Origin of the sequence: Acidovorax sacchari, assembly GCF_042847045.1 — a bacterium.
GTDB lineage: Bacteria > Pseudomonadota > Gammaproteobacteria > Burkholderiales > Burkholderiaceae_C > Paracidovorax > Paracidovorax sacchari.
In genome coordinates, this window is the sequence record NZ_AP035783.1 from 1,620,564 (window position 1) to 1,644,746 (window position 24,183).

A 24,183-nucleotide genomic window follows, 5' to 3' on the forward strand; every position below is an offset into this window, starting at 1 on the left:
TCCGGACTGGCTTGCGATGGGAGCGCCGGTCAACGCCTGCGGCGAAGGCCCGGACAGGGTGCGCGGGCGGCGGCTCCCAAGGCGATGGATTCTAATTATTTTTGATACGCATTCTCATTTGTGTTCGTGGAATTCTCCGAATTTCCACCATGGGCATGCAACTTTTTCCGCGGGCTTTGCACCGCTGCGCATCTGCCCGGATGCCGCACGCAAAAAAAACGGGCCCGCGGGCCCGTAGCTGTCTGCATCGCCGGCCGATGCGCCGGCGCTGCCGGCGTCAGTCCGCCTCGCCCATCTGCGACTGCAGGTAGTTCTGCACGCCCACCTGCTCCACCAGGCCCAGCTGCGTTTCCAGGAAGTCGATGTGTTCCTCGGTGTCCTCGAGGATTTCCTGCAGCAGGTCACGGGAGACGTAGTCGCGCACCGTCTCGCAATGGGCGATGCCTTCCTTGATGGTGGCCTGCGCGCCGCGCTCGGAGCGCAGGTCGCATTCGAGGATCTCCGGCACGTCCTCGCCGACCTGCAGCTTGCCCAGGTCCTGCAGGTTGGGCAGGCCGTCCAGCATGAAGATGCGGTCCATGATGCGGTCGGCGTGCTTCATCTCGCCGATGGACTCTTCGTACTCCTTCTTCGCCAGGCGGTCGAAGCCCCAGTGCTTGAGCATCCGGTAGTGCAGAAAGTACTGGTTGATGGCCGTCAGCTCGTTCTTGAGCTGGGCCTGCAGATGGGAAATGACCTGGGCGTCGCCTTGCATGGGGCTCTCCTCGTAATAATGGAATGGTGCGGTGTCGGCGCGATTGTCGTGATGCCCGCCCGCCACGGCAAGGCGAAGCCCCCACGCGCCCGGTCTGCCTGCGTGTGACACTGAGTTGTGTTCTCATTGGAGCGGCCTGCATTCAATAGTTCTATCCAATCGATTGCATGGAATCAATTAATTGGATTGATTGGGTGAACGCCCCTAAACTTCGTCTTGTCATTCAGCAACCCACCAACCGAGGAAACAGCAATGTCCCTGATCAATACCCAAGTCCAGCCTTTCAAGACCGAAGCGTTCGTGAACCGCAATGGCAAGGGTGAGTTCATTACCGTCACGGAAGAGAACCTGAAGGGCAAGTGGTCCGTGCTGATCTTCATGCCGGCCGCCTTCACGTTCAACTGCCCGACCGAGATCGAAGACGCCGCCGACAACTACGCCGAGTTCCAGAAGGCCGGTGCCGAGGTCTACATCGTGACCACCGACACGCACTTCTCGCACAAGGTGTGGCACGAAACCTCCGACGCCGTCGGCAAGGCCAAGTTCCCCCTGGTCGGCGACCCGACGCACCAGCTGACCAACGCCTTCGGCGTGCACATCCCCGAAGAAGGCCTGGCACTGCGCGGCACCTTCGTGATCAACCCCGACGGCGTCATCAAGACGATGGAAATCCACTCCAACGAAATCGCCCGCGACGTGTCGGAAACCCTGCGCAAGCTCAAGGCCGCCCAGTTCACCGCCGCCAACCCCGGCCAGGTGTGCCCCGCCAAGTGGAAGGAAGGCGCCAAGACCCTGACGCCTTCGCTGGACCTGGTCGGCAAGATCTAATCGCTGTTGCGATCCGAAGGCGCCCTGCGCGCCTTCCCGGCCGGACCCCCGCATGGCGCTCTCGCGCGCCGTGCCGTCCGGCTTTTTTTCGCCCGCTTTTCGCCCGTTCTCCGGCCTCCGGCGCTCCGCATAACTCGAAACCACTGAAGGACCTCCATGCTCGACGACCAACTCAAATCCCAACTTTCCGCCTATCTGGAGCGCGTGACGCAGTCGTTCGAGATCGTGGCTTCGCTGGACGGCAGCGACACCTCGGCCCAGATGCGCGACCTGCTGGAAACCATCCAGTCCCTGCGCAGCGACAGGATCAGCCTTCGCACCGACGGCACCGACGCCCGCAAGCCGTCCTTCACGCTGCAGCGCGCCGGCACGCAGACGAGCCTGCGCTTCGCCGGCCTGCCGCTGGGCCACGAATTCACCTCGCTCGTGCTGGCGCTGCTCTGGACCGGCGGCCATCCGCCGAAGGTGGAGCAGGACGTGATCGAGCAGGTGCAGGCGCTCGACGGCGACTTCGATTTCGAGGTCTACATGAGCCTGACCTGCCACAACTGCCCGGACGTGGTGCAGGCCCTGTCGCTCATGGCCATCCTCAACCCCCGCATCCGCACCACCGTGATCGAGGGCGGTGCCTTCCAGCAGGAAGTGACCGACCGCGAGATCATGGCCGTGCCCATGGTCTTCCTCAACGGCCAGGTGTTCGGCTCCGGCCGCATGACCATCGAGGAAATCGTCGGCAAGCTCGACACCGGCGCCGCGAAGCGCGAAGCCGCCAAACTGTCCGCCAAGGAAGCGTTCGACGTGCTGATCGTCGGCGGTGGCCCGGCCGGCGCCGCGGCGGCCGTCTATGCCGCCCGCAAGGGCATCCGCACCGGCGTGGCAGCCGAGCGCTTCGGCGGCCAGGTGAACGACACGCTGGACATCGAGAACTACATCTCGGTCAGCAAGACCGACGGCCCGAAGTTCGCCGCCGCGCTGGAGCAGCACGTGCGCGACTACGAGGTGGACCTGATGAACCTGCAGCGTGCCCGTGCGCTCCGGCCCGCGGCCACCGAAGGCGGCCTGATCGAGGTCGAGCTGGAGAACGGCGGCACGCTCTCGTCCCGCACCGTGATCATTTCCACCGGCGCGCGCTGGCGCAACATGAACGTGCCGGGCGAGGAGCAGTACCGCACCAAGGGCGTGACCTACTGCCCGCACTGCGACGGCCCGCTCTTCAAGGGCAAGCGCGTGGCGGTGATCGGCGGTGGCAACTCCGGCGTGGAGGCCGCGATCGACCTGGCCGGCGTGGTGGCCCATGTCACCGTGCTGGAGTTCGCGGGCGAGCTGAAGGCCGACGCCGTGCTGCAGCGCAAGCTGCGCAGCCTGCCGAACGTGGACGTGATCCTCAACGCGCAGACCACCGAGGTGAAGGGCGACGGCACCCGCGTGACCGGCCTGAGCTACAAGGACCGCACGAACGACGAGCACCATGTGCTCGCCCTGGAAGGCATCTTCGTGCAGATCGGCCTGCTGCCCAACACCGACTGGCTCAAGGGCACGGTGGACCTGTCGCGCTTCGGCGAGATCGTGGTGGACTCCCATGGCCGCACCAGCGTGCCGGGCGTGTTCGCGGCCGGCGACTGCACCACGGTGCCCTACAAGCAGATCATCATCGCGGCCGGCGAGGGCGCGAAGGCGGCGCTGGGCGCGTTCGACCACCTGATCCGCACGACGGCCCCGGCCTGACGGCGCACCGCGAAGCGGATGGAAAGAAGGGAGCGGCCATGCCGCTCCCTTTTTCGTTGGTACTCCTGCGAGGCACCTTTCCCTGCGTCCCTGACCGCAGGCAGGGTTCGCCGTGGTGTTTTGCGATTGATATTCATTCTCATATACTTGTCTGCAGCGAGCCACACCAACGCACCCAGGAGTCCCCCTGCATGTCCGACGCCTCCCGTCCCTCCGCCAACCCGCTGCTCCATCCCTCCGAAGCCGAACCGGGCCTGCCCTGCGCCGAGGCGCTGCTGGCCGGCACCCTGGCCCTCATGACCGGCTACGCGCACAGCGACCGCGCGGGCGACCGGGACGCCATGGGCCGCAAGATCGCCGCCCACCTGGAGAGCCTCGCGCGCATGGACGGGCTGTCCCCGCACTTCCGCACCATGGCGGGCAACCTGAACAACCGCTGGTCGCGGCGGCTGGGCCTGGCGGCGGGGGAGGGGACTGCGGTGCCGGCCGGTCCGAGCGCGGCGGAACTGCAGCGGCGGCTGTGGCATACGGCGCCGGAAGCAGTGCAATAGCCGCTGCCCTGCAGGGCCGTTCGCACGCCGGCCTGCGCGTGCCTACCGCAGTTCCGGACCGGGCGGCACAGGCTTGCCGTCAGGCAGCGCCCATTCCGCGATCAGCGGGATCTCCACGCTGTGGGACGTCCAGCGAACCTGCTCGACCAGTTGCACGGCCTCCACGTCCAGCTCCTGCAGCACGCCGCCCGCGCGGGTCGTGAGCCGCACGAAACCCGGTGCGTCGCCCGCGGAGCCCGGCGCGACGGGCCATGGCTGGCTGATTCGGAACACGGCCACCTGGAAGCGCTGGTCCGGGCTGCTGAATGTCTTGTAGATGCTGGAGCAGCACAGCTTGCGGCCAGCGAGCGTCAATGCAAGCCAGCCGGAAATTCCCAGCACCGCGGCCGTCAGCAGCACAGCGATGCGATAACGAAAATTGCGCAAATCAATCATGTATCGGATTCCGCCGGGCGCTTCATGCATGTTCTGCAGCAAGTGCCTGTGCATGCATTCGGTTCACAAGGGCCGCGTACCCCGACAGCGCGGATAACCCGAGCACCCCCAGAACCCTTGCCCCGCCGAAGCCCCGCGCCGGGCGACCCGGCGCACCATCGGCTGCGCGCAGACGGGGCAAGCGGGCGGTGCCTCGGCCCCGGAGGCCGGACCGGGGGCGGGCGCAGGGCCGTTGCCTGCCGGCTTCTCCGCAGGCTGTGCCTGCATCCGTGGCTGCGGCTCCGGCGCAGGCCGCCCCTGCCGTATCAGCCGCAGCAGCGCAGGGCCGTCGATCAGGTGGATATTGCGCCCGCTGGCGAATTCCGTGGCCTCCTGTGTGAAGCTGCCCGACGTCACCACGAACCCACCCGCGGCGCCGCGGGCGGCCATGACGCCGTACAGCTCGCGCACCACGGTGACGCCGACCTTGAACGCCTTCCATTGCTTGCATTGCACGAGAAACTTCTCGCCAGCCTTGCCCAGCACGAGATCGACGCCCCCGTCCGCGCCGCCGCCGCCCGTTTCGGCCACCAGGTAGCCCTGCCGCCGGAAGCCTTCGCCCACGAGCCTTTCGAATTCCTTCCAGTCCATGCCGTGCAGCGCGTCGGCCGCCGTGCTGCGGCATGCCGTGTCGATCAGCCGGCGCCGCTCGCGCCGGCGCACCGCGGAAGCCAGGGCGCCCATGGCGCAGATGAGTGGCACGATGAACTGCCCGGCGTAGGCCAACCCCCGCCAGATGCCGTGGGTGGTCATGTGCGCGATGTCCTGCGGCGTGCTCGCCGCCGGCAACGGGGCGTTGGCCAGGCGATGGAGCACCACGTAGCCCACGATGGCAAGCAGCACGCCCACCCACCAGGGCAGCAATGCCACCAGCTCCATCAGGTCCTCGAGGACGGATGTCTTCCCTCTTCTTCTCGCCATGGCGGCGCCTCCCTTATCCTCTCTTCTGCGGAGATTCTGCAATATTTCCCGCCGCGCGCCAGCCCGGCCGCGTGTGCCCCTTCCACCCTGGCTCCACGATGAATGCGGCGCTGCTGGAGTCCTTTCGCCTGGTCGCCGCTCACCTCCGCGACGTTCAGCGCGGCGGTGCTGGTGGTGTGCCCCGCCGTGGCCACCTGCCTGCTCGTGGAGGGCGAGGATTGACGGCAGGGGTCAATACACCAGCCGCTCCGGCCGCACCTCCTGCAGGATCGTCGTCGCGATCTCCTCGATGCTCTTGGTGGTGGTCGAGAGCCACCGGATGCCCGAGCGCCGCATCATCGCCTCGGCCTCGGCCACCTCGTGGCGGCAGTTGGCGAGGTCGGCGTACTTCGAGCCCGGCCGGCGTTCGTTGCGGATCTGCGAAAGCCGCTCGGGCAGGATGGTCAGGCCGAAGATCTTCTTGCGGTGCGGCTCCAGCGCGGGCGGCAGTTGCCTGCGCTCGAAATCCTCGGGGATGAGCGGGTAGTTGGCCACCTTCAGGCCGCACTGCATGGCCAGGTAGAGGCTGGTGGGGGTCTTGCCGCTGCGCGACACGCCCACCAGGATCACGTCCGCGCCGTTCAGGTCGCGGTGGCTCTGGCCGTCGTCGTGGTCCAGGCTGAAGTTGATGGCCTCGATGCGATCGGTGTATTCCTTGCTCAGGCTCACGTCCGCGAAGCGGCCCACGCGGTGCAGCGACTTGATGCCCAGCTCGCCCTCCAGCGGGCGGATGAAGGTGCCGAACATGTCCAGCAGCATGCCCTGGCAGTTCTCCTGGATGATGCGCAGCACGCTCATGTTGACCAGGGTGGTGAACACGATGGGCTTCTTGCCCTCCAGCTCGGCCGTGTGGTTGATGCGGCGCACGGCCTGGTGGGCCTTGTCCTCGGTGTCGATGAAGGGCAGGCGCACGTGGCGCGGCTTGATGTCGAACTGCGCCAGGATGGCGTTGCCGAAGGTCTCGGCGGTGATGCCGGTGCCGTCGGAGATGAAGAATACGGTGCGCGTGTGCATGGATGGGGCGGGGCTTTCCGCGGTGATCGTTCGCTGGGTGGGCTGCTGGCTGGACCGGAGGCCGGCCGTGTCCCACAAGCGCCTTGCGGCCGGCCGCCCTACAATCGCGCCCATTATTCCCATTTCCACCATGCACGCGCCCGGCCCACAACCAGAACAGCCAAGCCACAGCGCGCCGTGCATGCGTGATGATGGCGCCCCCGCCGGCCCGCCCTCGCGCGCGGGCGGCCCCGTGGGGCGCGCAGACCCGGTTTCAACTTCTGGAGCTTTCCCATGTCTGCACTGTTCGAGTCGACCGCCCTGGTCGTTCCGTTTGAGAACCTGAGAATGACCGACGTCGAGTCGGTGGGTGGCAAGAACGCCTCCCTCGGCGAGATGATCTCCCAGCTGCCCGACGGCGTGCGCGTGCCCACCGGCTTCGCGACCACCGCCCACGCCTTCCGCCAGTTCCTCGCCCACGACGGCCTGGCGCAGAAGATCAGCGACCGCCTCAAGACCCTCGACACCGAGGACGTGCGCGCCCTGGCCGCGGCCGGTGCCGAGATCCGCGCCATGGTCGAGGCCCAGCCCTTCCCGGCCGACCTCGAGAAGGCCATCCGCGACGCCTTCTCCACCCTGTGCGGCGGCAATGCCGAGGCCTGCTTCGCCGTGCGTTCCTCCGCCACCGCGGAAGACCTGCCCGACGCCTCCTTCGCCGGCCAGCAGGAAACCTTCCTGAACGTGGTGGGCATCGAGGACGTGCTGCACAAGATGAAGGAGGTGTTCGCCTCCCTCTACAACGACCGCGCCATCAGCTACCGCGTGCACAAGGGCTTCGCGCACGACGTGGTGGCCCTCTCGGCCGGCGTGCAGCGCATGGTGCGCTCCGACAAGGGCGCCGCGGGCGTGATGTTCACGATCGACACCGAATCCGGCTTCGACCAGGTGGTGTTCATCACCTCCAGCTACGGCCTGGGCGAAACGGTGGTGCAGGGCGCCGTGAACCCCGACGAGTTCTACGTGCACAAGCCCATGCTGGCCGCCGGCAACCGGGCCGTGATCCGCCGCAACCTGGGCAGCAAGCTCATCCAGATGGTGTTCGCGTCGCCCGAGGAGAAGAAGGCCAGCGGCAAGCTCGTGAAGACCACCGACGTGCCCACCGAGCAGCGCAACCGCTACTCCCTGACCGATGCCGAGGTGGAACAGCTGGCGCGCTACGCCCTGCTCATCGAGAAGCACTACGGCCGCCCGATGGACATCGAGTGGGGCAAGGACGGCACCGACGGCCAGCTCTACATCCTGCAGGCCCGCCCCGAGACGGTGAAGAGCCAGCAGCAGGGCCAGGCCGAGCAGAAGTTCAAGCTCAAGGGCACGGGCACGGTGCTGGCCGAGGGCCGCGCCATCGGCCAGAAGATCGGCACGGGCCCGGTCCGCCTCGTGAGCGACATCGCCGAGATGGACAAGGTGCAGGCGGGCGACGTGCTCGTCACCGACATGACCGACCCCAACTGGGAGCCCGTGATGAAGCGCGCCAGCGCCATCGTCACCAACCGCGGCGGCCGCACCTGCCACGCGGCCATCATCGCGCGCGAACTCGGCATTCCGGCCGTGGTCGGCTGCGGTGACGCCACCAGCCTGCTCAAGGACGGCACGCTGGTGACGGTGAGCTGCGCCGAGGGCGATACCGGCCGCATCTACGACGGCCTGCTGGAAACCGAGGTGACCGAGGTGCAGCGCGGCGAGATGCCGAAGATCTCCACCAAGATCATGATGAACGTGGGCAACCCCCAGCTGGCCTTCGACTTCTGCCAGCTGCCCAACGAGGGCGTGGGCCTGGCGCGGCTGGAGTTCATCATCAACAACAACATCGGCGTGCACCCGAAAGCCATCCTGGACTACCCCGCCGTCGATGCCGACCTGAAGAAGGCCGTGGAATCGGTGGCGCGCGGCCATGCCAGCCCCCGAGCCTTCTACGTGGACAAGGTGGCCGAGGGCGTGGCGACCATCGCCGCGGCCTTCTGGCCCAAGCCCGTCATCGTGCGCCTGTCGGACTTCAAGTCCAACGAGTACCGCAAGCTCATCGGCGGCAGCCGCTACGAGCCCGAGGAAGAGAACCCGATGCTGGGCTTCCGCGGCGCGGCGCGCTACATCAGCCAGGACTTCGGCGAGGCCTTCGCCATGGAGTGCGAAGCGCTCAAGCGCGTGCGCAACGACATGGGCCTGACCAACGTGCAGGTGATGGTGCCCTTCGTGCGCACGCTCGGCCAGGCCGACCGCGTGACGAAGCTGCTGGGCGAGCACGGCCTCAAGCGCGGCGAGAACGAGCTCAAGCTCATCATGATGTGCGAGGTGCCTTCCAACGCGGTGCTGGCCGACGAGTTCCTGCAGTTCTTCGACGGCTTCTCGGTGGGCTCCAACGACCTGACCCAGCTCACCCTGGGCCTGGACCGCGACTCCGGCCTGGAGCTGCTGGCCGCCGATTTCGACGAGCGCGACCCGGCCGTGCAGGCGCTGCTCTCGCGCGCCATCGAGGCCTGCAAGCGCCAGGGCAAGTACGTGGGCATCTGCGGCCAGGGCCCCAGCGACCATCCGGACTTCGCCCTGTGGCTGGCAGGGCAGGGCATCTCGTCGATCTCGCTCAACCCCGACAGCGTGATCGCCACCTGGCAGAAACTCGCCGGCTGACGGCGCGCGCCGGACCATGCCCGCGCCGCCGCCACCCCCTGCGCCGCGGGATGCGGACGGCCGCGAGCGCGCGGCCGCCGACCCGTATGGCGACGGGAGCGGGGCCGCGGCGCCGTTCGCCCCGGACCTGCACGATGCGCGCCACCTCTGGCTCAAAGCCGCGCTGCTCCTGGCGTGGGCGGCGGTGTCCTTCGGCGCCTGCTACTTCGTGCGGGACCTGACCTGGCGGGTGGGCGACTGGCCGTTGGGCTACTGGATCGCCTCGCAGGGCGCGGTGCTGGCCTTCATCGCCATCGTGGTGGTCTATTGCGTGGCGATGGACCGCTTCGAGCGCGTGGACGCACGTGAGGCGGCCGCGGCGGCTGGCGACCCGGCCGGTAGCGGCGCGCCACGCTCCCATGGCTGACGGGCGCTCCGGCGGCTCCGAGGCCACGGGGAACGGGCGCCTGCACCGCCTCCTGGCGCTCTACACCGTGGGCGTGCTGGCCTTCCTGGCCCTCATGGTCTGGGCCGAGCACCGGGGCCTGTCGCGGCAGTGGATCGGGCCGATCTTCCTGTTCTTCTCGGTGATGGTCTATGCGGCCATCGGCGTCTATGGCCGCACCACCGACCCGGAGGAATACTACGTCGCGGGCCGGCGCATCCCGCCGTTCTACAACGGCATGGCGGCGGCAGCCGACTGGATGAGCGCGGCCTCGTTCATCAGCTTGTCGGGCGCGCTCTACCTGCAGGGTTTCTCGGGCGGGCCGGGGCAGGCCGGGGGCCTGGCCTACCTGCTGGGCTGGACGGGCGGCTTCTGCCTCGTCGCGCTGCTCATCGCGCCGCACCTGCGCGCGATGAACCTCTACACGATCCCGGAATTCTTCCAGGTGCGCTTCGGCGGGCGCTGGCCGCGCGTGATCGCGGCGCTGGCGGCAGTGCTGTGCTCGTTCACCTACGTGGTGGCGCAGATCTACGGCGTGGGGCTGATCGCCTCGCGGCTCACAGGCGTGCAGTTCGAGATCGGCATCATGCTGGGCCTGGGCGGCGTGCTGCTGTGTTCCTTCCTGGGCGGCATGCGCGCCATCACCTGGACGCAGGTGGCGCAGTACGTGGTCATCCTGCTGGCCTTCCTGATCCCCGTGTCGTGGCTGGCATACAAGCAGCTGGGCAACCCGCTCGCGGCCGCCGTCTATGGCGGGCAGATCGGCAAGATCGCCGCGCTGGAGTCGCAATTGCTGCAGTCGCCCGCCGAGCGCGAGGTGGTCGCCGCGCACGAGCGCCGCGCGCATGAGCTCCAGGAGCGGCTGCGCGACGTGCCCGCAGCCCTGGAACAGGAGCGCGAAGCGGCGCGCGAGCGCGTGCACCGGCTGCGCGACACGCATGCCGACGTCGCACTCGTGGTGGCCGCCAGCCGCGAACTGGCCCTGCTGCCGCGCGACGCCGAGGCCGCGCGCGAACTCTGGACGCGCGAGATGCGCGAGGCCCGGGAGCGCGCCCGCCCGCTCGGCGGCCTGCCGCCCCACGGCCTGGCCTATGCGGGCGACCCGGAAGGCACGCCTGCGGAGCGCGAGGCCTACGGGGTATCGCGCCGCAACTTCCTGGCGCTGATGTTCTGCCTCATGGTCGGCACCGCCGGGCTGCCGCACCTGCTCACGCGCTACTACACCGTGCCCACGCCTTCGGCCGCGCGCGCCTCGGTCGCGTGGTCGCTGTGCTTCATCGCGCTGCTTTACCTGAGCGCACCGGCCCTCGCCGTGCTGGTCAAGTTCGAGGTCATGCAGAACCTCGTGGGCAGCCGCTTCGATGCGCTCCCGGGCTGGATCGGGCAGTGGTCGCGGGTCGATCCGTCCCTGCTGTCGGTGCAGGACGTCAACGGCGACGGCATCGTGCAGTTCGGCGAGATCCGGCTCGGCGCGGACCTCATCATGCTGGCCACGCCGGAGCTGGGCGGGCTGCCCTACGTGATCTCCGGGCTGGTGGCCGCGGGCGGGCTGGCCGCGGCCCTCTCCACCGCCGACGGGCTGCTGCTCACCATCAGCAACGCCCTGGTGCGCGACCTCTACCTGCACGGCGGCAGCCGCGGCCGGCCGGTATCTCCCGAGCACCGCGTGATCCTCACCAAGTTCGCGCTGCTGGCGGTGGCGCTGTGCGCCGCCTTCGTCGCCGCGCTCAAGCGCTCGGAGATCCTGCCCATGGTGTCGGCGTCGTTCTCCATCGCCGCATCGGCCTTCGTACCCACCATGGTGCTGGGCATCTTCTGGCGGGGCGCCACGCGCCAGGGCGCCGTGGCGGGCATGCTCTGCGGCCTGGGCACGGCGCTCTACTACCTCGCCGCCCCCACCGAGGCCGTGCAGGCCGTGGTGCCGGCCTGGCTGCTGCCGGACGGCCTGTGGTTCGGCATCGACCCGGTCTCCGCAGGGGTGTTCGGCGTGCCCGCGGGCCTGGCCGCGGCCTGGCTGGCGAGCCTCGCGACGCGGCCTGCCCGCGCGCCGGACCGGCCGCCGGTCTGACGGCGCGCCCCATATGGACAGAAACCCGGATTCACAAACCCGGGGGCGCATGCGACTCTGCAACGCACATCGCCACTCGCGGCCGCGTGCCGGATCCACCGTGCTTCTCGTCAAAACCCCCGCCGGCCAGTTGGCTCTCAAGGATCGCCATGGCGGCCTCACGCCGCGCCAGCGTTCCGCGTTCATCCTCTTCGACGGCCGGCGCACCTTGGGGCAGGTGCTGGCCGCCACGGCGGCCGTGGGCATCACCATGGACGACGTGCAGGCCATGATCGACCAGGGGCTGCTGGAGAGCCCGGACGGGCGTCCCCTGGCGCGCCCGCAGGCCGCGCCGGCCGGCACGGGGCCGGGCACGTCCGCCGCGCAGCCGGACGCGGGGCCCGCCCCGGCCGCCACCGCGATGGCGGACCGCTACCAGGGCGCCTACCGGGTCGCCACCGAACTCACCTCCGGCGCCGGCCTGCGCGGCTTTCGCCTGAACCTGGCGGTGGAGGGCGCGCGCAACGTCGAGGAACTCGCCGCGCTGGCCCCGAAGATCCGCGAACTGGTCGGCGATGAAAAGTACCGCCGGCTGCAGGACGCGCTGTTCGGCTGAAATCAGTTCTGCGGGTCCACCCGGCCGTAGGCGCCGTTGGCGCCCTGGTTCGGCCCGGCGATGTAGAACAGCGTGTTGAGCGGTTGCTGGTTCAGCCCGTTGCCGAACGCGATGCCGCGCACCCCGTCCACGCGCAGCACGGTGCCGTCGCTCCGGGCCAGCACGCCCTTCGTCACGCCGGTGGCCATGTCGAAGGCGCCGATGGTGCCGTCGCCTTCATTGGCGATCAGCAACTGGCCGGAAGCACCGCCGAAGTTCGCGGGCGCCAGGGCCACGCCCCAGGGTGCGTTCAGCGGGGCCCCGGGCTGCAGCAGGCGCTGGGCCAGCGTGCCGTCGGTGTTGAACAGGTTCACCGCGCCCGTGGCGCTGGCGTGCACGGCGTTGCGGCCGCTGGCGTCCTGGCGCGCATAGGTCACCACGATGCGCGAGCCGATGGCCTGGATGCCGTAGGGGGCGTAGTCGGCGGGCAGTTGCGGGTCGGAGAAGTCGCCGGCCAGCCGGACCTTGCGGAAGCTGCTGTCGAACACATCCACCTTGCGGTTGCGGAAGTCGGTGGCGTAGAGGAAGTTGGCATTGCCGCTGGCGGCGATCGCCAGGCCCTTGTACACCGCGCCGCCGGCGCCGTCGCTGTAGGTGACGATGGCATTGTTCAGGTCGGCGGCGGGGCTCCAGCCGGAGATGCTGCCGTCTTCGCTGGAGAAGATGAAGCGGCTCGGGCCGGTCACGCCGCCCTTGCTGACCTGGAAGTCGCTGCCGCCGCTGAACACGATGCCGGTCGGGTTGGCCGGCACGCTGCCCGCGGGCGGCACCGTGACCACCAGCGACTGCGGCACGCCGTTGCCGTCGTAGAGCGTGGATTTCTGGGTGGCGGTGGCCGTCACCCACACGAAGCCCTGCGGGTTGAAGGCGATGCCCCAGCCGTTCCTGAGGTTCGGGTCCGTCTGCGTGGACGGAACGCTGCCGTCGGACACCACGGTGCGCGCGGTGAACGCCGTGGCGACGGACGGCGTCGGGCTGCCACCGCCTCCGCAGGCGGCCAGGAAGAGGGCGGCTGCGGGCGCAAGGGCCAGCAGGTGACGGGAAATTTTCACGGGACAAGACTCCACGGGTTGCGGCAGGATGTTCTGCGCGTCGTGGGTACCCGTGGACGGATGAAAGGTTGCCGTGCTGCGGAATCTGCGGCACGGCGGCCGCGGACCGGCGCGGCCGCCGGTGCGGGAAAGGCCTCGGAAAAGGGGCTCAGCGGCCGACGCCGAGCAGTTCCACGTCGAACTTCAGCGTGGCGTTCGGGGGGATCACGCCGCCCGCGCCGCGCGCGCCGTAGCCCAGGCCGGCGGGGATGATGAGCGTGCGCTGGCCGCCGATCTTCATGCCCTGCACGCCTTCGTCCCAGCCCTTGATCACCATGCCGGCGCCGAGGTGGAACTCGAACGGGGCATTGCGGTCGCGGCTGGAGTCGAACTTCGCGCCCTGCTGGCCATCGTTGTAGAGCCAGCCGGTGTAGTGCACGCGCACCGGCTGGCCGCTGGTGGCCTCGGTGCCTTCGCCGACGGTGGTGTCTTCGTACTGCAGGCCGGACGGGGTGGTGGTGAATGCCATGGGGGGGAAACTCCTGGGTGGTGGTGAAAGGGGAAAGCCGCAGGGCCCGCCGCCTGCCTGGTCAGCTCCGGGGGGCTGCGGGCGCCGCGGCGGCGGCCCTGGCGGCGCGGGCGGCGACCCAGCGGGTGGCGAAGGCCTGCACGTCGCTCAGGCGCTTGAGCAGGTCCACGCCCGAGGGCGTGACCGTGTAGCCGTCGCTGCCGTGGTCCAGCAGGCCGGCCTCGCGCAATTCCTTGATGCGCGTGTTGAGGGTGTTGGGCGTGATGCCGCCGACGCTGTCCTGCAGCAGCCGGAACGTCTGCGGATGGCCGTCGCGCAGGGCCCAGAGCACGCGCAGCGCATAACGGCATTCGAGCTTCTCGAAAAGCTGGTTGATGGCGGCGTTTTCCTTGGAACTCATGGCGGGTTCTCCTTGGCGCGGTGGGCACGGACGGCGGGACGACGGATGGGCACCCGGGCGCCGGGGGAAATATAGCGTGGAAATCCGTTTGCTACAAGTTTAATAGCTCAAAATTCATGTCTGGCAGGGACCTCGCCCAAATAACTCAGGTGTTACCGGCCTGTTGCACTCGCTGCGTGCCCATCGCCCCCGCGAAGGGCCAGGTAATCTGCCAGCAGTGCCGAGGCGGCGGGCAGGCCGTCGCCCGCCCGGGCGCACAGTGCGAAGCGCCGGCGGGCCCAGGGATCGGCCAGCGGCACCACGCGCACGCCGCTGGCGGCGGCGAACGGCTCTGCCACTTCGCGCGCCACCACGCTGATGGCCAGGTTGGCGCGCACCACGCGCAGCGCGGCGTCGAAGTTGGACACGAACACCCGGTGCAGCAGACTGCGGCCTTCCAGCGCGGCCGCGCGCGCCAGCAGCACCTGCACCGCGCTCAGGGCGGGCATGCTGACGAACTCGTAGCCCAGCACGTCGGCGAAGCGCACGGTCTCCAGGGCCGCGACGGGATGGGACGGGTGGGCCGCGATGGCCAGGTGGTCGCTGCGGTAGGCGCGCGTGTGCAGCCCCTGCAGGTCGGCCGCGTCCCAGCAGATACCGAGCGAGGCGCTGCCCTCGCGCACGCCGCGCACCACCTCCGGGCTCACGCGCTCTTCCATGCTCACCTGGATGTCGCGGTGCGCGGGCTCCTGCAGGAAGGCGGCCACGTCTTCGGCCAGCGATTCGGCCATGACCGAGGCCGTGACCAGCATGCGCACGTGGCCGCGCACGCCCGTGGCGAAGCCGGCCATGTCGCGCTCGATGCGGCTTGCGGTGGCGAGCATCTCGCGCGCGTGCTCCAGCAGCGTCTCCCCGGCGGGCGTCGGGGCCACGCCATGGCGCCTGCGCACCAGCAGCCGGGTGCCCAGGGTGTCCTCCAGCTGAGCCAGGCGTTTGCTGACCGCCGAGCCCACGATGGATTCGCGCTCCGCCGCGCGCGCGATGTTGCGTTGTTCGCAGACGGCCACGAACAGCCGGAGCGTCTGGAGATCGAGGGAGCGCATGGTTGAGGTATTCCTTTTAGGAAATTCTGGGCTTCCAAAATTGAGATCATGGAGTGTGTGGGAATTTCTAGAATGGGGCACACGGCTCCAAGGGCCGGGAACGAGGAGACATCCATGACCCCATCCACCCATGCGCCCGCCACGGCGCACGGCCCTGCGCCGCGCGCACAGGTGCGCGAGGTCGGCCCGCGCGACGGCCTGCAGAGCATTGCCGCCATCCTCCCCACGGAGCGCAAGATCGCCTGGATCGCGGCGGCCCACGCTGCCGGGCAGCGGGAGATCGAGGTGGGCTCCTTCGTGCCGGCGCGGCTGCTGCCGCAGCTGGCGGACACGGCCGAGGTGCTGGCGTTCGCGCGGACGCTGCCGGGGCTCGTGGCCTCCGTGCTGGTGCCCAACCTGAAGGGCGCCGAGCGCGCCCTGGAGTGCGGCGCCCACCTGCTGGTCGTGCCGCTCTCGGCCAGCCACGCGCACAGCCTGGCCAACCTGCGCAAGACCCCCGACGAGGTCGTGGCCGAGGTGGCGCGCATCCGTGCGGCGCGCGATGCCTCCGGCAGCCGCACCCTCATCGAGGGCGGCGTGGGCACGGCCTTCGGCTGCACGCTGCAGGGCGACGTGGACGAAGCCGAGGTGCTGCGCCTCCTGCAGGCGCTGCTGGACGCCGGGGCCGACCGCGTGAGCCTGGCCGACACCGTGGGCTATGCGGATCCGGTCTCGGTCGCCCGGCTCTTCGGCAAGGCCCGCGCCCGGGTGGGCGACCGCCTCGCCTGCGCGCACTTCCACGACACGCGCGGCATGGGCCTGGCCAACGCCTGCGCGGCCTGGCAGGCCGGCGTCACGCGGTTCGACGCGAGCCTGGCCGGCATCGGCGGCTGCCCGCATGCCCCCGGCGCCAGCGGCAACGTGGCCACGGAAGACCTCGCCTTCATGCTGGAGCGCATGGGCATCGCCACCGGCCTGGACCTGCCGGCCCTGCTGTCCCTGCGCGGGCGCGTGCAGGAGTGGCTGGCGGGCGAGACCCTGCATGGGACACTCTGGCGCGCCGGCCTGCCCCGGGGCGGCCTCGTGGTACGGCCCGAGCCGGCGCCCGCCTGAAGCGGGCCGGCCGTTTGTCCTTGTTCCGTCCGATCCTTCATTTCTGCTGTCCATGACTGCCCTGACTGCTTCTCCGGCCCCGTCCCCGCAATCGCCCCTGCCGCTGGCGGGCCTGCGCGTGGTGGAGTTCACCCACATGGTCATGGGGCCGACCTGCGGCATGGTGCTGGCCGACCTCGGCGCCGAGGTCATCAAGGTCGAGCCCGTGGACGGCGACCGAACGCGCCACCTGCTGGGCGCGGGCGCCGGCTTCTTCCCCATGTTCAACCGCAACAAGAAGAGCATCGCCATCGACCTGCGCAGCCCCGCGGGCCTGGAGGTGGCGATCCGCCTCGCGTCCTCCGCCGACGTGGTGGCGCAGAACTTCAAGCCCGGCGTCATGGCCAAGTACGGCCTGGACTACGCCGCGCTCTCGCGCCTGAACGAGGGGCTGGTGTACGTGAACCACACCGGCTTCCTGCCGGGGCCCTACGAGCACCGCACGGCGCTCGACGAGGTGGTGCAGATGATGGGCGGCCTCGCCTACATGACCGGCCGTCCTGGCGACCCGCTGCGTGCCGGCACCAGCGTGAACGACATCATGGGCGGCATGTTCGGCGCCATCGGTGCCATGGCGGCGCTGATGCAGCGCGCGCACACCGGACGCGGCCAGGAAGTGGACTCCGCGCTGTTCGAGAACAACGTGTTCCTGGTGGGCCAGCACATGATGCAGTACGCCGTGACCGGGCAGCCGGCGGCGCCCATGCCGGACCGCATTTCCTCCTGGGCCGTGTACGACGTGTTCAGCGTGAAGGACGGCGGCCAGATCTTCCTGGCGGCGGTGAGCGACGCGCAGTGGCAGACTTTCTGCGATGCCATGGGCTACGCCGACCTGAAGGCCGACCCGGCCCTGGCCACCAACAACGACCGCGTGCGGGCCCGGGGCACGCTGCTGCCGGAGCTGCGGCGGCGCCTCGCGGAGCACACGGCCGACGCGCTCTCCGCCGTCTTCGAGCGCCACGGCCTGCCGTTCGCTCCCATCCTGCGGCCCGAGCAGCTCTTCGACGATCCCCACCTGAACGCCACCGGCGGCCTGGCCGAGGTCACGCTGCCCGACGGCGAGCACGCTGGCGAGCGCGCGCGCGTCACGCTCCTGCCGCTGCGCATGGGCGGCGAGCGCCTGCCCGTGCGCGCCGATCCGCCCCGCCTGGGCGAACACACGCGCGAACTGCTCGAAGGGCTGGGCTACGCGCCGGATGCCATCGACGCGCTGCGCGAGGCCTGTTCCGTGGCCTGACCGGCCGACCGAATTCCCCGGGGCCTCGACGAGCGCGGCGCCAGTCCGCGCGGCCCCACCACAACGATGGAGACATGCGCATGCCGAACCCTCACCTTCCGAAGGCGGCCCCCGGCCGCAGCCACCCCGATGCCGCGCCTGCGGTGCCTGCCGGCCCCGCCGGTCCTGCTGGCGGGGTGACCCGCCGCACGGTGGCTGCATGGGGCGCGGCTGCCCTGGCCGCCTGGGCCGGCCTGCGGCCCGCACGCGCGCAAGGCCACCCGGACAGGCCGCTGCGCGTCATCCTGCCGCTCTCGGCCGGCTCCGGGGCCGACGGCGCCATCCGCGCCATCAGTGCCAGCCTCGCGAAGGCGCTCGGCCAGCCGGTGGTGATCGAGAACCTGCCCGGAGCGGGCGGCATCACCGGCACCGCACAGATCGTGCGTGCGCCGAAGGACGGCTCGGTCATCGGCGTGGTCTCCAACAACCATGTGGTGAACCCCAGCGTGTACCGGAACATCCCCTTCGACTCGCTGGCCGACATCACGCCCATCACGATCCTGGGTGCGACACCCTTCGTGCTCGTCGCCCATCCGGCCGTGCCGGCCGCGAACGTGCGCGAACTGATCGCCCATGCGAAGGCGAAACCCGGCGTGCTCAACTACGGCTCCTCGGGCAACGGCACCATCCTGCACCTGGGCGCGGCCATGTTCGTGGACCGGGCCGGCCTGGACATCAGGCACATCCCGTACAAGGGCATGGGGCCTTTGATGAACGACGTGCTCGGCGGCCAGGTGCAGCTCGCCGTGGTGGCCGCCGCTCCCGCCGCGCCCCACATCCAGTCGGGCGCGCTGCGGGCGCTGGGCGTGACCACCGCGGCGCGCGTGCCCACGCTGCCGGGCGTGCCGACCATCGCGGAGCAGGGACTGCCGGGCTTCGAGCTCGAAGGCTGGATCGCGCCCGTGGGGCCGGCCGGCCTGCCGAAGGCGGAGATCGCGCGCCTCTACGGCGGCTTCAAGGCCGCGATGGACATGCCCGCGGCGCGCGACGCGCTCGTCGCCCAGGGCTACGAGATCAAGCTCACCCCGCCCGAGCAGGCCGCGGCCTTCTTCCGCAGCGAGGCCGCGCGCATGGCGCAGGTGGTGAAGAACGCGCACCTGACCATGGACTGAACCCTCCGCCCCGTGCCGCCCGAGCCGTCCGTCAGCAGGCCTCGGGGCGGGGCGCACGCGGCCGGCCGCGGGTGGCGAGCCAGCACAGCACCGCGCCGCCGCACACCATGCACGCTCCCGCCCAGAAGGCGGCCGACAGCGGTACGCGCAGCAGCAGCGCGGCCAGCGCAGCCGACAGCACCGGCGTGAAATACGACGCCCCGGCCAGCACCGTGACGTTGCCGTGCAGGATGCCGACGTTCCACGCCGCGTACCCGAAACCCATCGCCGCCGCCGCGAACGCCAGCTGCACCGCCGTGGGCACGCTCCAGTGCATCGCGGGCGCGCCGCCGGCCAGGTACTGGGCCCACAGCACCAGCGCGGTGAGCAGGAAGAACAGCGTGATCCCGTTCGTGCCGCGGGCCAGGCGTGCCGTCACCGTGCAGTACGCGGCCCAGACCACGGCCCCGGTGAAGGCCAGGCCGTAGCTCAGCGGGTTGTCCTGAATGTTGGCGGCCATGCCGGGCAGGCTCACGCCGTTGCCGCCGCCCAGCACCGTGCAGATGCCCGCCAGCGAGACGGCCAGCCCCGGCGCCACCAGCCAGTTGGCGCGCTGGCCGTTGAAGGCGATCGCGGCCAGCATGGTGAAGGTCGGCCACAGGTAGTTCACCATGCCCACCTCGATCGCCTGCTGGCGGCTGCGCGCATGGCCGATGGACAGCGACAGGCACAGCTCGTAGCCCACGAACAGCACGCTGCCCCAGGCGAGGTAGCGGCGCGGGAAGGCGCGCAGCGGCGTGAAGCCCACCGTCGCCCACAGCAGTGCGGCGGCGGCGCTGTAGATCATCGCCGCGCCGCCCACCGCGCCCAGGCCCTCGCTCACGCCGCGGATCAGGCCCACGATCGAGGCCCACAGAACGATGGCCACCAGCCCGATGCCGGTGGCGCGGTGTCTCTTTTCCATCACCGGATTATCGAAGCGGCCTGCCGGCATCCCGCTGAAAGCTAATGCAGTGGATGAAGTTCATCAATGCCGCGCCGCCCGGCGGGGCCCCCCGGCCGGCGTCGATCGGCGCGCAGGCCTTGCGGGGCAAGGGTTTCCCCGTAACGAGGGCCCGTCGCCGCCGCCACCGGGCCCGCCCGGATGGGAGTGGCCACCATCCGGGGCAGGGGTGTCACGGACGCGACGCCTGCCTACCATGGGCGCGCTTCTGGCTCTCGCCTCCAACCCCCTGCATCGAAAGGTTCGCACCCATGGTCCGACTGCTGCCCTACCGCACCTACTGCCTGCTGCTCGCACCCGCCCTCTGGATGGCCGCCGCCCACGCCGGCGACGTCCTTCCCACCCATGCCGCTATCCAGCAGGCGCTGGAGCAGGGCGAGAGCGTCTCCGTCGCCATCGATCTCTCGCAATGCGTGCCCCAGGGTGCGGCGGCACCTTCGCAGACGCGCGGGGGCCTGCGCATCGGCGCCTACCGCATCGTGCAGGACGGCACCGTCTCCTTCAGCGATTCGCACGTCACCGTGGCCGGCGACGGCCAGCCCATCGTCCAGTTCATGCGCTACCAGGTGCGCCCCGACCAGTCCGTGGACTTCACCACCTGGATGTTCAACCTGCCGGGCTACGACCTGCGCACGCCGTCCGTGGCCTACCGCTGCACCGTCGGCCAGGGCACGCGCTTCCACAAGGACTGACCGCCCGCCGCCAGGCGGCGCGCGTCAGGGCAGGGCGGTGCCCACGGCCTGCCCGGCCTGCCCGCCCGTGGCGAGGCGCCAGAGCGTCTCCGCCGCGTCCGACATCTCCGTGCGCTGCCGGTACAGCCGGATCTCCACCGGCACGTCCCAGCCGGCCGGCCCGGCGGCCACCAGCGCGCCCGACTGCAGTTCCTCCGCGATCAGGCTGCGCGGCAGCCACGCCATGCCGCGGCCTTCGAGCGCCATCGCCTTGAGCAGCGCCGCATGGTGGGCGGTGAACACCACCTCCACTTCGCCCGGCATGCCGGCCACGCCTCCCGCGTCGAACACCCCCTTGCGCAGCGCGCGCATGATCCGTCCCAGGCCCGAGGCATCGCTGTACGCCAGCACCGGCAGCGGCGGCCGCGCGCCATGCGCCTCCGGGCCCGGTATCGCATGCAGCGGCGTGCCGTCTGCCTGCGGTGCCGACACGGGCTGCAGCACGTCGTCCGCCAGGCGTGCCGCCGGGTAGCCCGCCTCGTCCAGCCGCCCCGGTACGGCCGCATGGCCATGGCACAGCACGAACTGCACGCGCCGCTGCATGGCCAGGTCCTCGCAGGCCTGGTAGCTGTCGGAAACCGTCTGGATCGGCCCCAGCCGCAGCTGCGACTCCAGGCCCCCGAGCCAGCGCGGGAAGAAGGTGAGCGAGAGCACGTGCGTCGCCGCGAAGCGCAGGCTGGCCGCCGCCTGGGCCTGCGCCGCGCAGGCCTTGATGCGCGCCGCCTCCAGCCGCGCGAGCACGTCTTCCAGCAGCGGCTGGAAGCGCTGCCCCGCCGCCGTGAGGGTGGCAGGGTGCGCGCTGCGGTCGAACAGCTCGGCGCCCACCCAGTCCTCCAGCGCGCGGATGTGGCGGCTGAACGCCGGCTGCGCGATGGCGCGGGCCTCGGCCGCGCGCGAGAAATTGCCGCTCTCGGCGAGGGCGAGGAAATCCTCCAGCCACTCCAGATCCAGCGGTCGGTTGCCGGGGCCCATGGGTCTCCTGGCGCGTGGCGGCACGCGCGGATAGTTGTATGCGATTCGGGTATTGGACAGCCGCGGGCAGGGGGGGAATCATCCGCTGCGTTCCATCCAACGATCCAACCACGGGACCATCCCGGAACCACGGAGACAGCCTACATGCCTTCCATCGCGAATTATCGCGGCATCATCCCCGCCATTTCGTGCCCCTTCACGCCCGACCACCGCATCGACGAGCCCGCCCTGCGCAAGCTCGCCTCCTGGCTCGCCGGCCACGACGGCGTGGTCGCCATCATGACCAACGGCCACACGGGCGAGGTGTTCTCGCTGACGCCCGCCGAGCGCGCCGAAGTCACGCGCATCGTCGCTGACGAACTCAAGGGCCGCTGCCCTGTCATTTCCTCCATCGTCTGCGAGGGCCTGAAGGACGCCGCCGACCATGCCCGCGCCGCCGTCGCGGCCGGCGCCGTCGCCCTCGACGTGATGCCCCCGCACCACTGGCTGCGCTTCGGCTTCACCTCCGGCCATGCCCTGCAGTACTTCGAGGCCATCCACCAGGCCGCGCCGGAGGCCGACCTCGTCTGCCACGTCTATCCCGCCTGGACGCGCGCCTCCTACTCGTCGCAACTGCTCGCCGACCTCGCGAAGCTGCCCTACCTGCAGGCCTTCAAGGTGGGCCAGCGCGACATGAACAAATATGCCCGCGACATCCAGGCCATCCGCGAGGCCGACGCCTCCAAGGCCATCCTCACCTGCCACGACGAATACCTGCTCGCCTCCATGGTGCAGGGCGTCGATGGCGCGCTGGTCGGCTTCGCCACCTTCATCCCCCAGCTCATCATCGACCTGTGGAACGCCGTCAAGGCCGGCGACCTGAAAAAAGCCATGGAAGTGCAGGCCGTCATCACCCCGCTGAAAGACGCCGTCTATGGCGGCGGCGAGCCCACGGGCGAGGCCCATGCGCGCATGAAGGGCGGCATGTACCTGGCCGGCGTGATCGACGACGCCACCGTGCGCCCGCCCACCGAGGCGCCGAACGCGAAGGAAATGGACGCGCTGCGCGCCGCCGTGAAGCAGGCCGGCCTGCTCCAGCGCTGAGCGTTGCTCCCCCCGGGTGGCCTCACAAGAAACAACGACAGGAGACAAGACACCATGCAACGCAAGCACTTCCTCCGCGCCGCCCTGGGCGCCGCCGCCCTCGCGGTGGCGGCCAGCGCCGTGGCACAGCCGCAGACCTATCCGAACAAGCCCGTGCGGATGGTGATCCCCTTCCCGCCGGGCGGCACGCTCGACGCTGTCGGCCGCATGCTCGCGCAGAAGCTCGGCGAGCAGATGGGCCAGTCCTTCGTCGTGGACAACAAGCCCGGCGGCAGCGGCGTGATCGGCGGCGATACCGTCGCCAAGGCGGCGGCCGACGGCTACACCCTGCTGTTCAGCGCCTCCACGCACACCACGGCGCCGATGACGCTCAAGTCCGTGCCCTACAACGTCACGCAGGATTTCATCCCCGTGGCCCTGGTCGCGAAGGCGCCTCTCTCGGTCGCGATCAACAAGGACCTGCCCATCACCGACATCAAGAGCCTGATCGCCTACGCCCAGGCGCGCCCCGGCAAGATGACCTTCGCCGTCGGCTCCATCGGCTCGGCCGGTCATCTTTCCACCGAACTGCTCAAGCGCGCCGGCAAGATCGATTATTTGATCGTGCCGTACAAGGGCACGGCCCCGGCCTTCCAGGACCTGATCGGCGGGCAGATCGACGGCTTCATCGACCCCATCCTCGGCTCGCTCCAGTACCACAAGAGCGGCATGCTGCGCGTGGTGGCCGTCACCTCGGCCCAGCGCGTGCCCAGCCTGCCGGACGTGCCCACCGTGGCCGAGACCATCCCCGGCTACGAGTTCTACAGCTGGTACGGCCTCTGGGCCCCGGCCAAGACCCCGCCCGCGCTCGTGCAGCGCCTCAACGCCGAGGTCAACAAGGCCCTCGCCGAGATCGGCCCCAAGCTCAAGGAGCAGGGCCTGCTCGTCACGCCCGGCAGCGCGGAGGATTTCGCCAGATTCCAGCGCGAGGACATGGAGCGCTCCCAGAAGATCGTGACCGAGGGCCGCATCCGTGCCGAATGACGTTCTTCCGGCGGCCGGCCCCATGCCCCATGCCGTCGTCACCGGCAGCAGCAGCGGCATCGGCCGCGCCATCGCCGAATCCCTGCTCGCCGCCGGCTGGCGCGTGACCGGCATGGACATCGCCCCGCCCACCATCGTCCATCCGGACTTCGCGGCCATGCCCGTGGACCTGGCCAGCGGCGATGCCATCGCCCGTGCCGCGTCCGCACTGCTCCAGGCAGAGGCCGCGGTGCCCGATGCGCTGGTGCATGCCGCGGGCGTGCTGCGCGTCGGCCCGCTCGGCCAGCTCGACCACGCTGGTGGTGAACTCATGTGGCGCCTGCACGTCGATGCCGCCACCCGCCTCGCCGACGCCCTCGTGCCCGCCATGGCCGCGCGCGGCCGGGGCCGCGTCGTCTTCATCGGCAGCCGCGTGGCCCAGGGCATGCCCGGGCGCGGCCAGTACGCCGCCACCAAGGCCGCGCTCATCGCGCTCGCGCGCAGTTGGGCGGCCGAAGTGGCGGGGCAGGGCGTCACCGTCAACGTCGTCTCGCCCGCCGCCACCGCCACCGGCATGCTCGCCGACCCGGCCCGCGCCGGCAGCGCGCCGCGCCTGCCGCCCATCGGCCGCCTCATCGACCCCGCGGAAATCGCCGCGCTCACGGGCTATTTGCTCTCGCCGGCGGCCGCCGCCATCACCGGGCAGGACATCGCCATCTGCGGCGGCTCCTCGCTTGCCCGCTGAACCGCCTCCTT

24 protein-coding genes are annotated in these 24,183 nt (G+C 70.2%); 14 read left to right on the forward strand and 10 right to left on the reverse strand.

Annotated elements, in window-relative coordinates; translation table 11 throughout:
* Positions 1-277: 277 nt before the first annotated feature.
* Positions 278-754: a bacterioferritin gene (bfr, locus tag ACGHC0_RS07325; RefSeq protein ID WP_013593857.1), complete on the reverse strand. Its 477-nt coding sequence runs from the start codon at positions 752-754 to the stop codon at positions 278-280.
* Positions 755-1,006: 252 nt separating this feature from the next.
* Between bfr and ahpC the strand changes: the two genes are divergently transcribed.
* From ahpC to ACGHC0_RS07340, 3 genes are all read left to right on the forward strand, one after another.
* Complete coding sequence (ahpC, locus tag ACGHC0_RS07330) at positions 1,007-1,582, forward strand: alkyl hydroperoxide reductase subunit C (RefSeq protein ID WP_011794518.1); 576 nt, start codon at positions 1,007-1,009, stop codon at positions 1,580-1,582.
* Positions 1,583-1,738: 156 nt separating this feature from the next.
* Entirely contained in the window at positions 1,739-3,307 is a 1,569-nt protein-coding gene (gene ahpF / locus ACGHC0_RS07335) for an alkyl hydroperoxide reductase subunit F (protein WP_415267808.1), read from the forward strand.
* Positions 3,308-3,498: 191 nt separating this feature from the next.
* A complete protein-coding gene (locus ACGHC0_RS07340) occupies positions 3,499-3,858 on the forward strand; it encodes a hypothetical protein (protein ID WP_368354607.1) in 360 nt (119 codons plus the stop codon).
* Between the two features lie 42 nt (positions 3,859-3,900).
* Here ACGHC0_RS07340 and ACGHC0_RS07345 read toward each other — a convergent pair whose 3' ends face one another.
* From ACGHC0_RS07345 to ACGHC0_RS07355, 3 genes are all read right to left on the reverse strand, one after another.
* The gene (locus tag ACGHC0_RS07345) at positions 3,901-4,293 is read right to left on the reverse strand and encodes a hypothetical protein (protein ID WP_368354608.1); all 393 of its coding nucleotides are present in this window, start codon (positions 4,291-4,293) and stop codon (positions 3,901-3,903) included.
* 63 nt (positions 4,294-4,356) lie between these two features.
* On the reverse strand, positions 4,357-5,253 hold the full coding sequence (locus ACGHC0_RS07350) for a restriction endonuclease (RefSeq protein WP_415267809.1): 897 nt from the start codon (positions 5,251-5,253) through the stop codon (positions 4,357-4,359).
* A gap of 231 nt (positions 5,254-5,484) precedes the next feature.
* On the reverse strand, positions 5,485-6,306 hold the full coding sequence (locus ACGHC0_RS07355; RefSeq protein ID WP_013593864.1) for a pyruvate, water dikinase regulatory protein: 822 nt from the start codon (positions 6,304-6,306) through the stop codon (positions 5,485-5,487).
* Positions 6,307-6,579: 273 nt separating this feature from the next.
* Here ACGHC0_RS07355 and ppsA point away from each other — a divergent pair, with 273 nt between their 5' ends.
* The 4 genes from ppsA to ACGHC0_RS07375 are packed head-to-tail and all read left to right on the forward strand — an operon-like array spanning position 6,580 to position 12,057.
* On the forward strand, positions 6,580-8,970 hold the full coding sequence (gene ppsA, locus ACGHC0_RS07360; protein WP_415267810.1) for a phosphoenolpyruvate synthase: 2,391 nt from the start codon (positions 6,580-6,582) through the stop codon (positions 8,968-8,970).
* Between the two features lie 16 nt (positions 8,971-8,986).
* Entirely contained in the window at positions 8,987-9,376 is a 390-nt protein-coding gene (locus tag ACGHC0_RS07365; RefSeq protein ID WP_415267811.1) for a DUF4212 domain-containing protein, read from the forward strand.
* The gene (locus ACGHC0_RS07370) at positions 9,369-11,462 is read left to right on the forward strand and encodes a VC_2705 family sodium/solute symporter (protein WP_415267812.1); all 2,094 of its coding nucleotides are present in this window, start codon (positions 9,369-9,371) and stop codon (positions 11,460-11,462) included. Before ACGHC0_RS07365 ends, ACGHC0_RS07370 begins: the two co-directional genes overlap by 8 nt.
* Positions 11,463-11,511: 49 nt before the next feature.
* On the forward strand, positions 11,512-12,057 hold the full coding sequence (locus ACGHC0_RS07375) for a hypothetical protein (RefSeq protein WP_415267813.1): 546 nt from the start codon (positions 11,512-11,514) through the stop codon (positions 12,055-12,057).
* Between the two features lie 2 nt (positions 12,058-12,059).
* On the opposite strand, the gene ACGHC0_RS07380 is transcribed toward ACGHC0_RS07375, so the two are convergent.
* From ACGHC0_RS07380 to ACGHC0_RS07395, 4 genes are all read right to left on the reverse strand, one after another.
* The gene (locus tag ACGHC0_RS07380; RefSeq protein WP_368354614.1) at positions 12,060-13,148 is read right to left on the reverse strand and encodes a TIGR03118 family protein; all 1,089 of its coding nucleotides are present in this window, start codon (positions 13,146-13,148) and stop codon (positions 12,060-12,062) included.
* A 148-nt stretch (positions 13,149-13,296) separates the two neighbouring features.
* Positions 13,297-13,656 (reverse strand): FKBP-type peptidyl-prolyl cis-trans isomerase, encoded by a 360-nt coding sequence (locus ACGHC0_RS07385; RefSeq protein WP_368354615.1) that lies wholly within the window; start codon positions 13,654-13,656, stop codon positions 13,297-13,299.
* 61 nt (positions 13,657-13,717) lie between these two features.
* Positions 13,718-14,056 (reverse strand): winged helix-turn-helix transcriptional regulator, encoded by a 339-nt coding sequence (locus tag ACGHC0_RS07390; protein WP_368354616.1) that lies wholly within the window; start codon positions 14,054-14,056, stop codon positions 13,718-13,720.
* Between the two features lie 152 nt (positions 14,057-14,208).
* A complete protein-coding gene (locus tag ACGHC0_RS07395; RefSeq protein ID WP_415267814.1) occupies positions 14,209-15,138 on the reverse strand; it encodes a LysR family transcriptional regulator in 930 nt (309 codons plus the stop codon).
* Positions 15,139-15,252: 114 nt separating this feature from the next.
* Here ACGHC0_RS07395 and ACGHC0_RS07400 point away from each other — a divergent pair, with 114 nt between their 5' ends.
* The 3 genes from ACGHC0_RS07400 (at position 15,253) to ACGHC0_RS07410 (ending at position 18,657) form a co-directional block, all read left to right on the forward strand.
* Complete coding sequence (locus ACGHC0_RS07400; RefSeq protein WP_415267815.1) at positions 15,253-16,230, forward strand: hydroxymethylglutaryl-CoA lyase; 978 nt, start codon at positions 15,253-15,255, stop codon at positions 16,228-16,230.
* A gap of 52 nt (positions 16,231-16,282) precedes the next feature.
* Entirely contained in the window at positions 16,283-17,506 is a 1,224-nt protein-coding gene (locus ACGHC0_RS07405) for a CaiB/BaiF CoA transferase family protein (RefSeq protein WP_415267816.1), read from the forward strand.
* An 80-nt stretch (positions 17,507-17,586) separates the two neighbouring features.
* Entirely contained in the window at positions 17,587-18,657 is a 1,071-nt protein-coding gene (locus ACGHC0_RS07410) for a Bug family tripartite tricarboxylate transporter substrate binding protein (protein WP_415267817.1), read from the forward strand.
* Positions 18,658-18,688: 31 nt separating this feature from the next.
* On the opposite strand, the gene yddG is transcribed toward ACGHC0_RS07410, so the two are convergent.
* Positions 18,689-19,600 (reverse strand): aromatic amino acid DMT transporter YddG, encoded by a 912-nt coding sequence (yddG, locus tag ACGHC0_RS07415; protein ID WP_415267818.1) that lies wholly within the window; start codon positions 19,598-19,600, stop codon positions 18,689-18,691.
* Between the two features lie 290 nt (positions 19,601-19,890).
* Between yddG and ACGHC0_RS07420 the strand changes: the two genes are divergently transcribed.
* Positions 19,891-20,331, forward strand: coding sequence for a VirK family protein (locus ACGHC0_RS07420; RefSeq protein WP_415267819.1), 441 nt, complete (start codon positions 19,891-19,893; stop codon positions 20,329-20,331).
* A 24-nt stretch (positions 20,332-20,355) separates the two neighbouring features.
* Here the strand turns inward: ACGHC0_RS07420 and ACGHC0_RS07425 are convergent, their stop codons facing one another.
* Positions 20,356-21,342 (reverse strand): LysR family transcriptional regulator, encoded by a 987-nt coding sequence (locus ACGHC0_RS07425; protein WP_368354623.1) that lies wholly within the window; start codon positions 21,340-21,342, stop codon positions 20,356-20,358.
* A 144-nt stretch (positions 21,343-21,486) separates the two neighbouring features.
* On the opposite strand from ACGHC0_RS07425, the gene ACGHC0_RS07430 reads away from it, so the two are divergent.
* From ACGHC0_RS07430 to ACGHC0_RS07440, 3 genes are read left to right on the forward strand one after another with little or no spacing between them, the layout of a single operon-like run.
* Positions 21,487-22,425, forward strand: coding sequence for a dihydrodipicolinate synthase family protein (locus ACGHC0_RS07430; protein ID WP_128098698.1), 939 nt, complete (start codon positions 21,487-21,489; stop codon positions 22,423-22,425).
* A 54-nt stretch (positions 22,426-22,479) separates the two neighbouring features.
* Positions 22,480-23,448 carry a Bug family tripartite tricarboxylate transporter substrate binding protein gene (locus ACGHC0_RS07435; RefSeq protein ID WP_415267820.1) on the forward strand — a complete coding sequence of 323 codons (969 nt, stop codon included), beginning with the start codon at positions 22,480-22,482 and terminating at the stop codon, positions 23,446-23,448.
* Between the two features lie 22 nt (positions 23,449-23,470).
* The gene (locus ACGHC0_RS07440; RefSeq protein WP_415267821.1) at positions 23,471-24,172 is read left to right on the forward strand and encodes an SDR family NAD(P)-dependent oxidoreductase; all 702 of its coding nucleotides are present in this window, start codon (positions 23,471-23,473) and stop codon (positions 24,170-24,172) included.
* Positions 24,173-24,183 lie beyond the last annotated feature (11 nt).

What these genes read in the sequence shown, in the direction of transcription:
- ACGHC0_RS07390 (WP_368354616.1), bottom strand. Translation starts at nt 14,056, where the DNA reads ATGAGTTCCAAGGAAAACGCCGCCATCAACCAGCTTTTCGAGAAGCTC.
- ACGHC0_RS07355 (WP_013593864.1), bottom strand. Translation starts at nt 6,306, where the DNA reads ATGCACACGCGCACCGTATTCTTCATCTCCGACGGCACCGGCATCACC.
- ACGHC0_RS07370 (WP_415267812.1), top strand. Translation starts at nt 9,369, where the DNA reads ATGGCTGACGGGCGCTCCGGCGGCTCCGAGGCCACGGGGAACGGGCGC.
- ppsA (WP_415267810.1), top strand. Translation starts at nt 6,580, where the DNA reads ATGTCTGCACTGTTCGAGTCGACCGCCCTGGTCGTTCCGTTTGAGAAC.
- ACGHC0_RS07350 (WP_415267809.1), bottom strand. Translation starts at nt 5,253, where the DNA reads ATGGCGAGAAGAAGAGGGAAGACATCCGTCCTCGAGGACCTGATGGAG.
- ACGHC0_RS07420 (WP_415267819.1), top strand. Translation starts at nt 19,891, where the DNA reads ATGGTCCGACTGCTGCCCTACCGCACCTACTGCCTGCTGCTCGCACCC.
- ahpC (WP_011794518.1), top strand. Translation starts at nt 1,007, where the DNA reads ATGTCCCTGATCAATACCCAAGTCCAGCCTTTCAAGACCGAAGCGTTC.
- ACGHC0_RS07430 (WP_128098698.1), top strand. Translation starts at nt 21,487, where the DNA reads ATGCCTTCCATCGCGAATTATCGCGGCATCATCCCCGCCATTTCGTGC.
- ACGHC0_RS07405 (WP_415267816.1), top strand. Translation starts at nt 16,283, where the DNA reads ATGACTGCCCTGACTGCTTCTCCGGCCCCGTCCCCGCAATCGCCCCTG.
- ACGHC0_RS07410 (WP_415267817.1), top strand. Translation starts at nt 17,587, where the DNA reads ATGCCGAACCCTCACCTTCCGAAGGCGGCCCCCGGCCGCAGCCACCCC.
- ACGHC0_RS07375 (WP_415267813.1), top strand. Translation starts at nt 11,512, where the DNA reads ATGCGACTCTGCAACGCACATCGCCACTCGCGGCCGCGTGCCGGATCC.
- bfr (WP_013593857.1), bottom strand. Translation starts at nt 754, where the DNA reads ATGCAAGGCGACGCCCAGGTCATTTCCCATCTGCAGGCCCAGCTCAAG.
- ACGHC0_RS07425 (WP_368354623.1), bottom strand. Translation starts at nt 21,342, where the DNA reads ATGGGCCCCGGCAACCGACCGCTGGATCTGGAGTGGCTGGAGGATTTC.
- ACGHC0_RS07435 (WP_415267820.1), top strand. Translation starts at nt 22,480, where the DNA reads ATGCAACGCAAGCACTTCCTCCGCGCCGCCCTGGGCGCCGCCGCCCTC.
- ACGHC0_RS07385 (WP_368354615.1), bottom strand. Translation starts at nt 13,656, where the DNA reads ATGGCATTCACCACCACCCCGTCCGGCCTGCAGTACGAAGACACCACC.
- ACGHC0_RS07365 (WP_415267811.1), top strand. Translation starts at nt 8,987, where the DNA reads ATGCCCGCGCCGCCGCCACCCCCTGCGCCGCGGGATGCGGACGGCCGC.
- ACGHC0_RS07395 (WP_415267814.1), bottom strand. Translation starts at nt 15,138, where the DNA reads ATGCGCTCCCTCGATCTCCAGACGCTCCGGCTGTTCGTGGCCGTCTGC.
- ACGHC0_RS07345 (WP_368354608.1), bottom strand. Translation starts at nt 4,293, where the DNA reads ATGATTGATTTGCGCAATTTTCGTTATCGCATCGCTGTGCTGCTGACG.
- ACGHC0_RS07340 (WP_368354607.1), top strand. Translation starts at nt 3,499, where the DNA reads ATGTCCGACGCCTCCCGTCCCTCCGCCAACCCGCTGCTCCATCCCTCC.
- yddG (WP_415267818.1), bottom strand. Translation starts at nt 19,600, where the DNA reads ATGGAAAAGAGACACCGCGCCACCGGCATCGGGCTGGTGGCCATCGTT.
- ACGHC0_RS07440 (WP_415267821.1), top strand. Translation starts at nt 23,471, where the DNA reads ATGCCCCATGCCGTCGTCACCGGCAGCAGCAGCGGCATCGGCCGCGCC.
- ahpF (WP_415267808.1), top strand. Translation starts at nt 1,739, where the DNA reads ATGCTCGACGACCAACTCAAATCCCAACTTTCCGCCTATCTGGAGCGC.
- ACGHC0_RS07400 (WP_415267815.1), top strand. Translation starts at nt 15,253, where the DNA reads ATGACCCCATCCACCCATGCGCCCGCCACGGCGCACGGCCCTGCGCCG.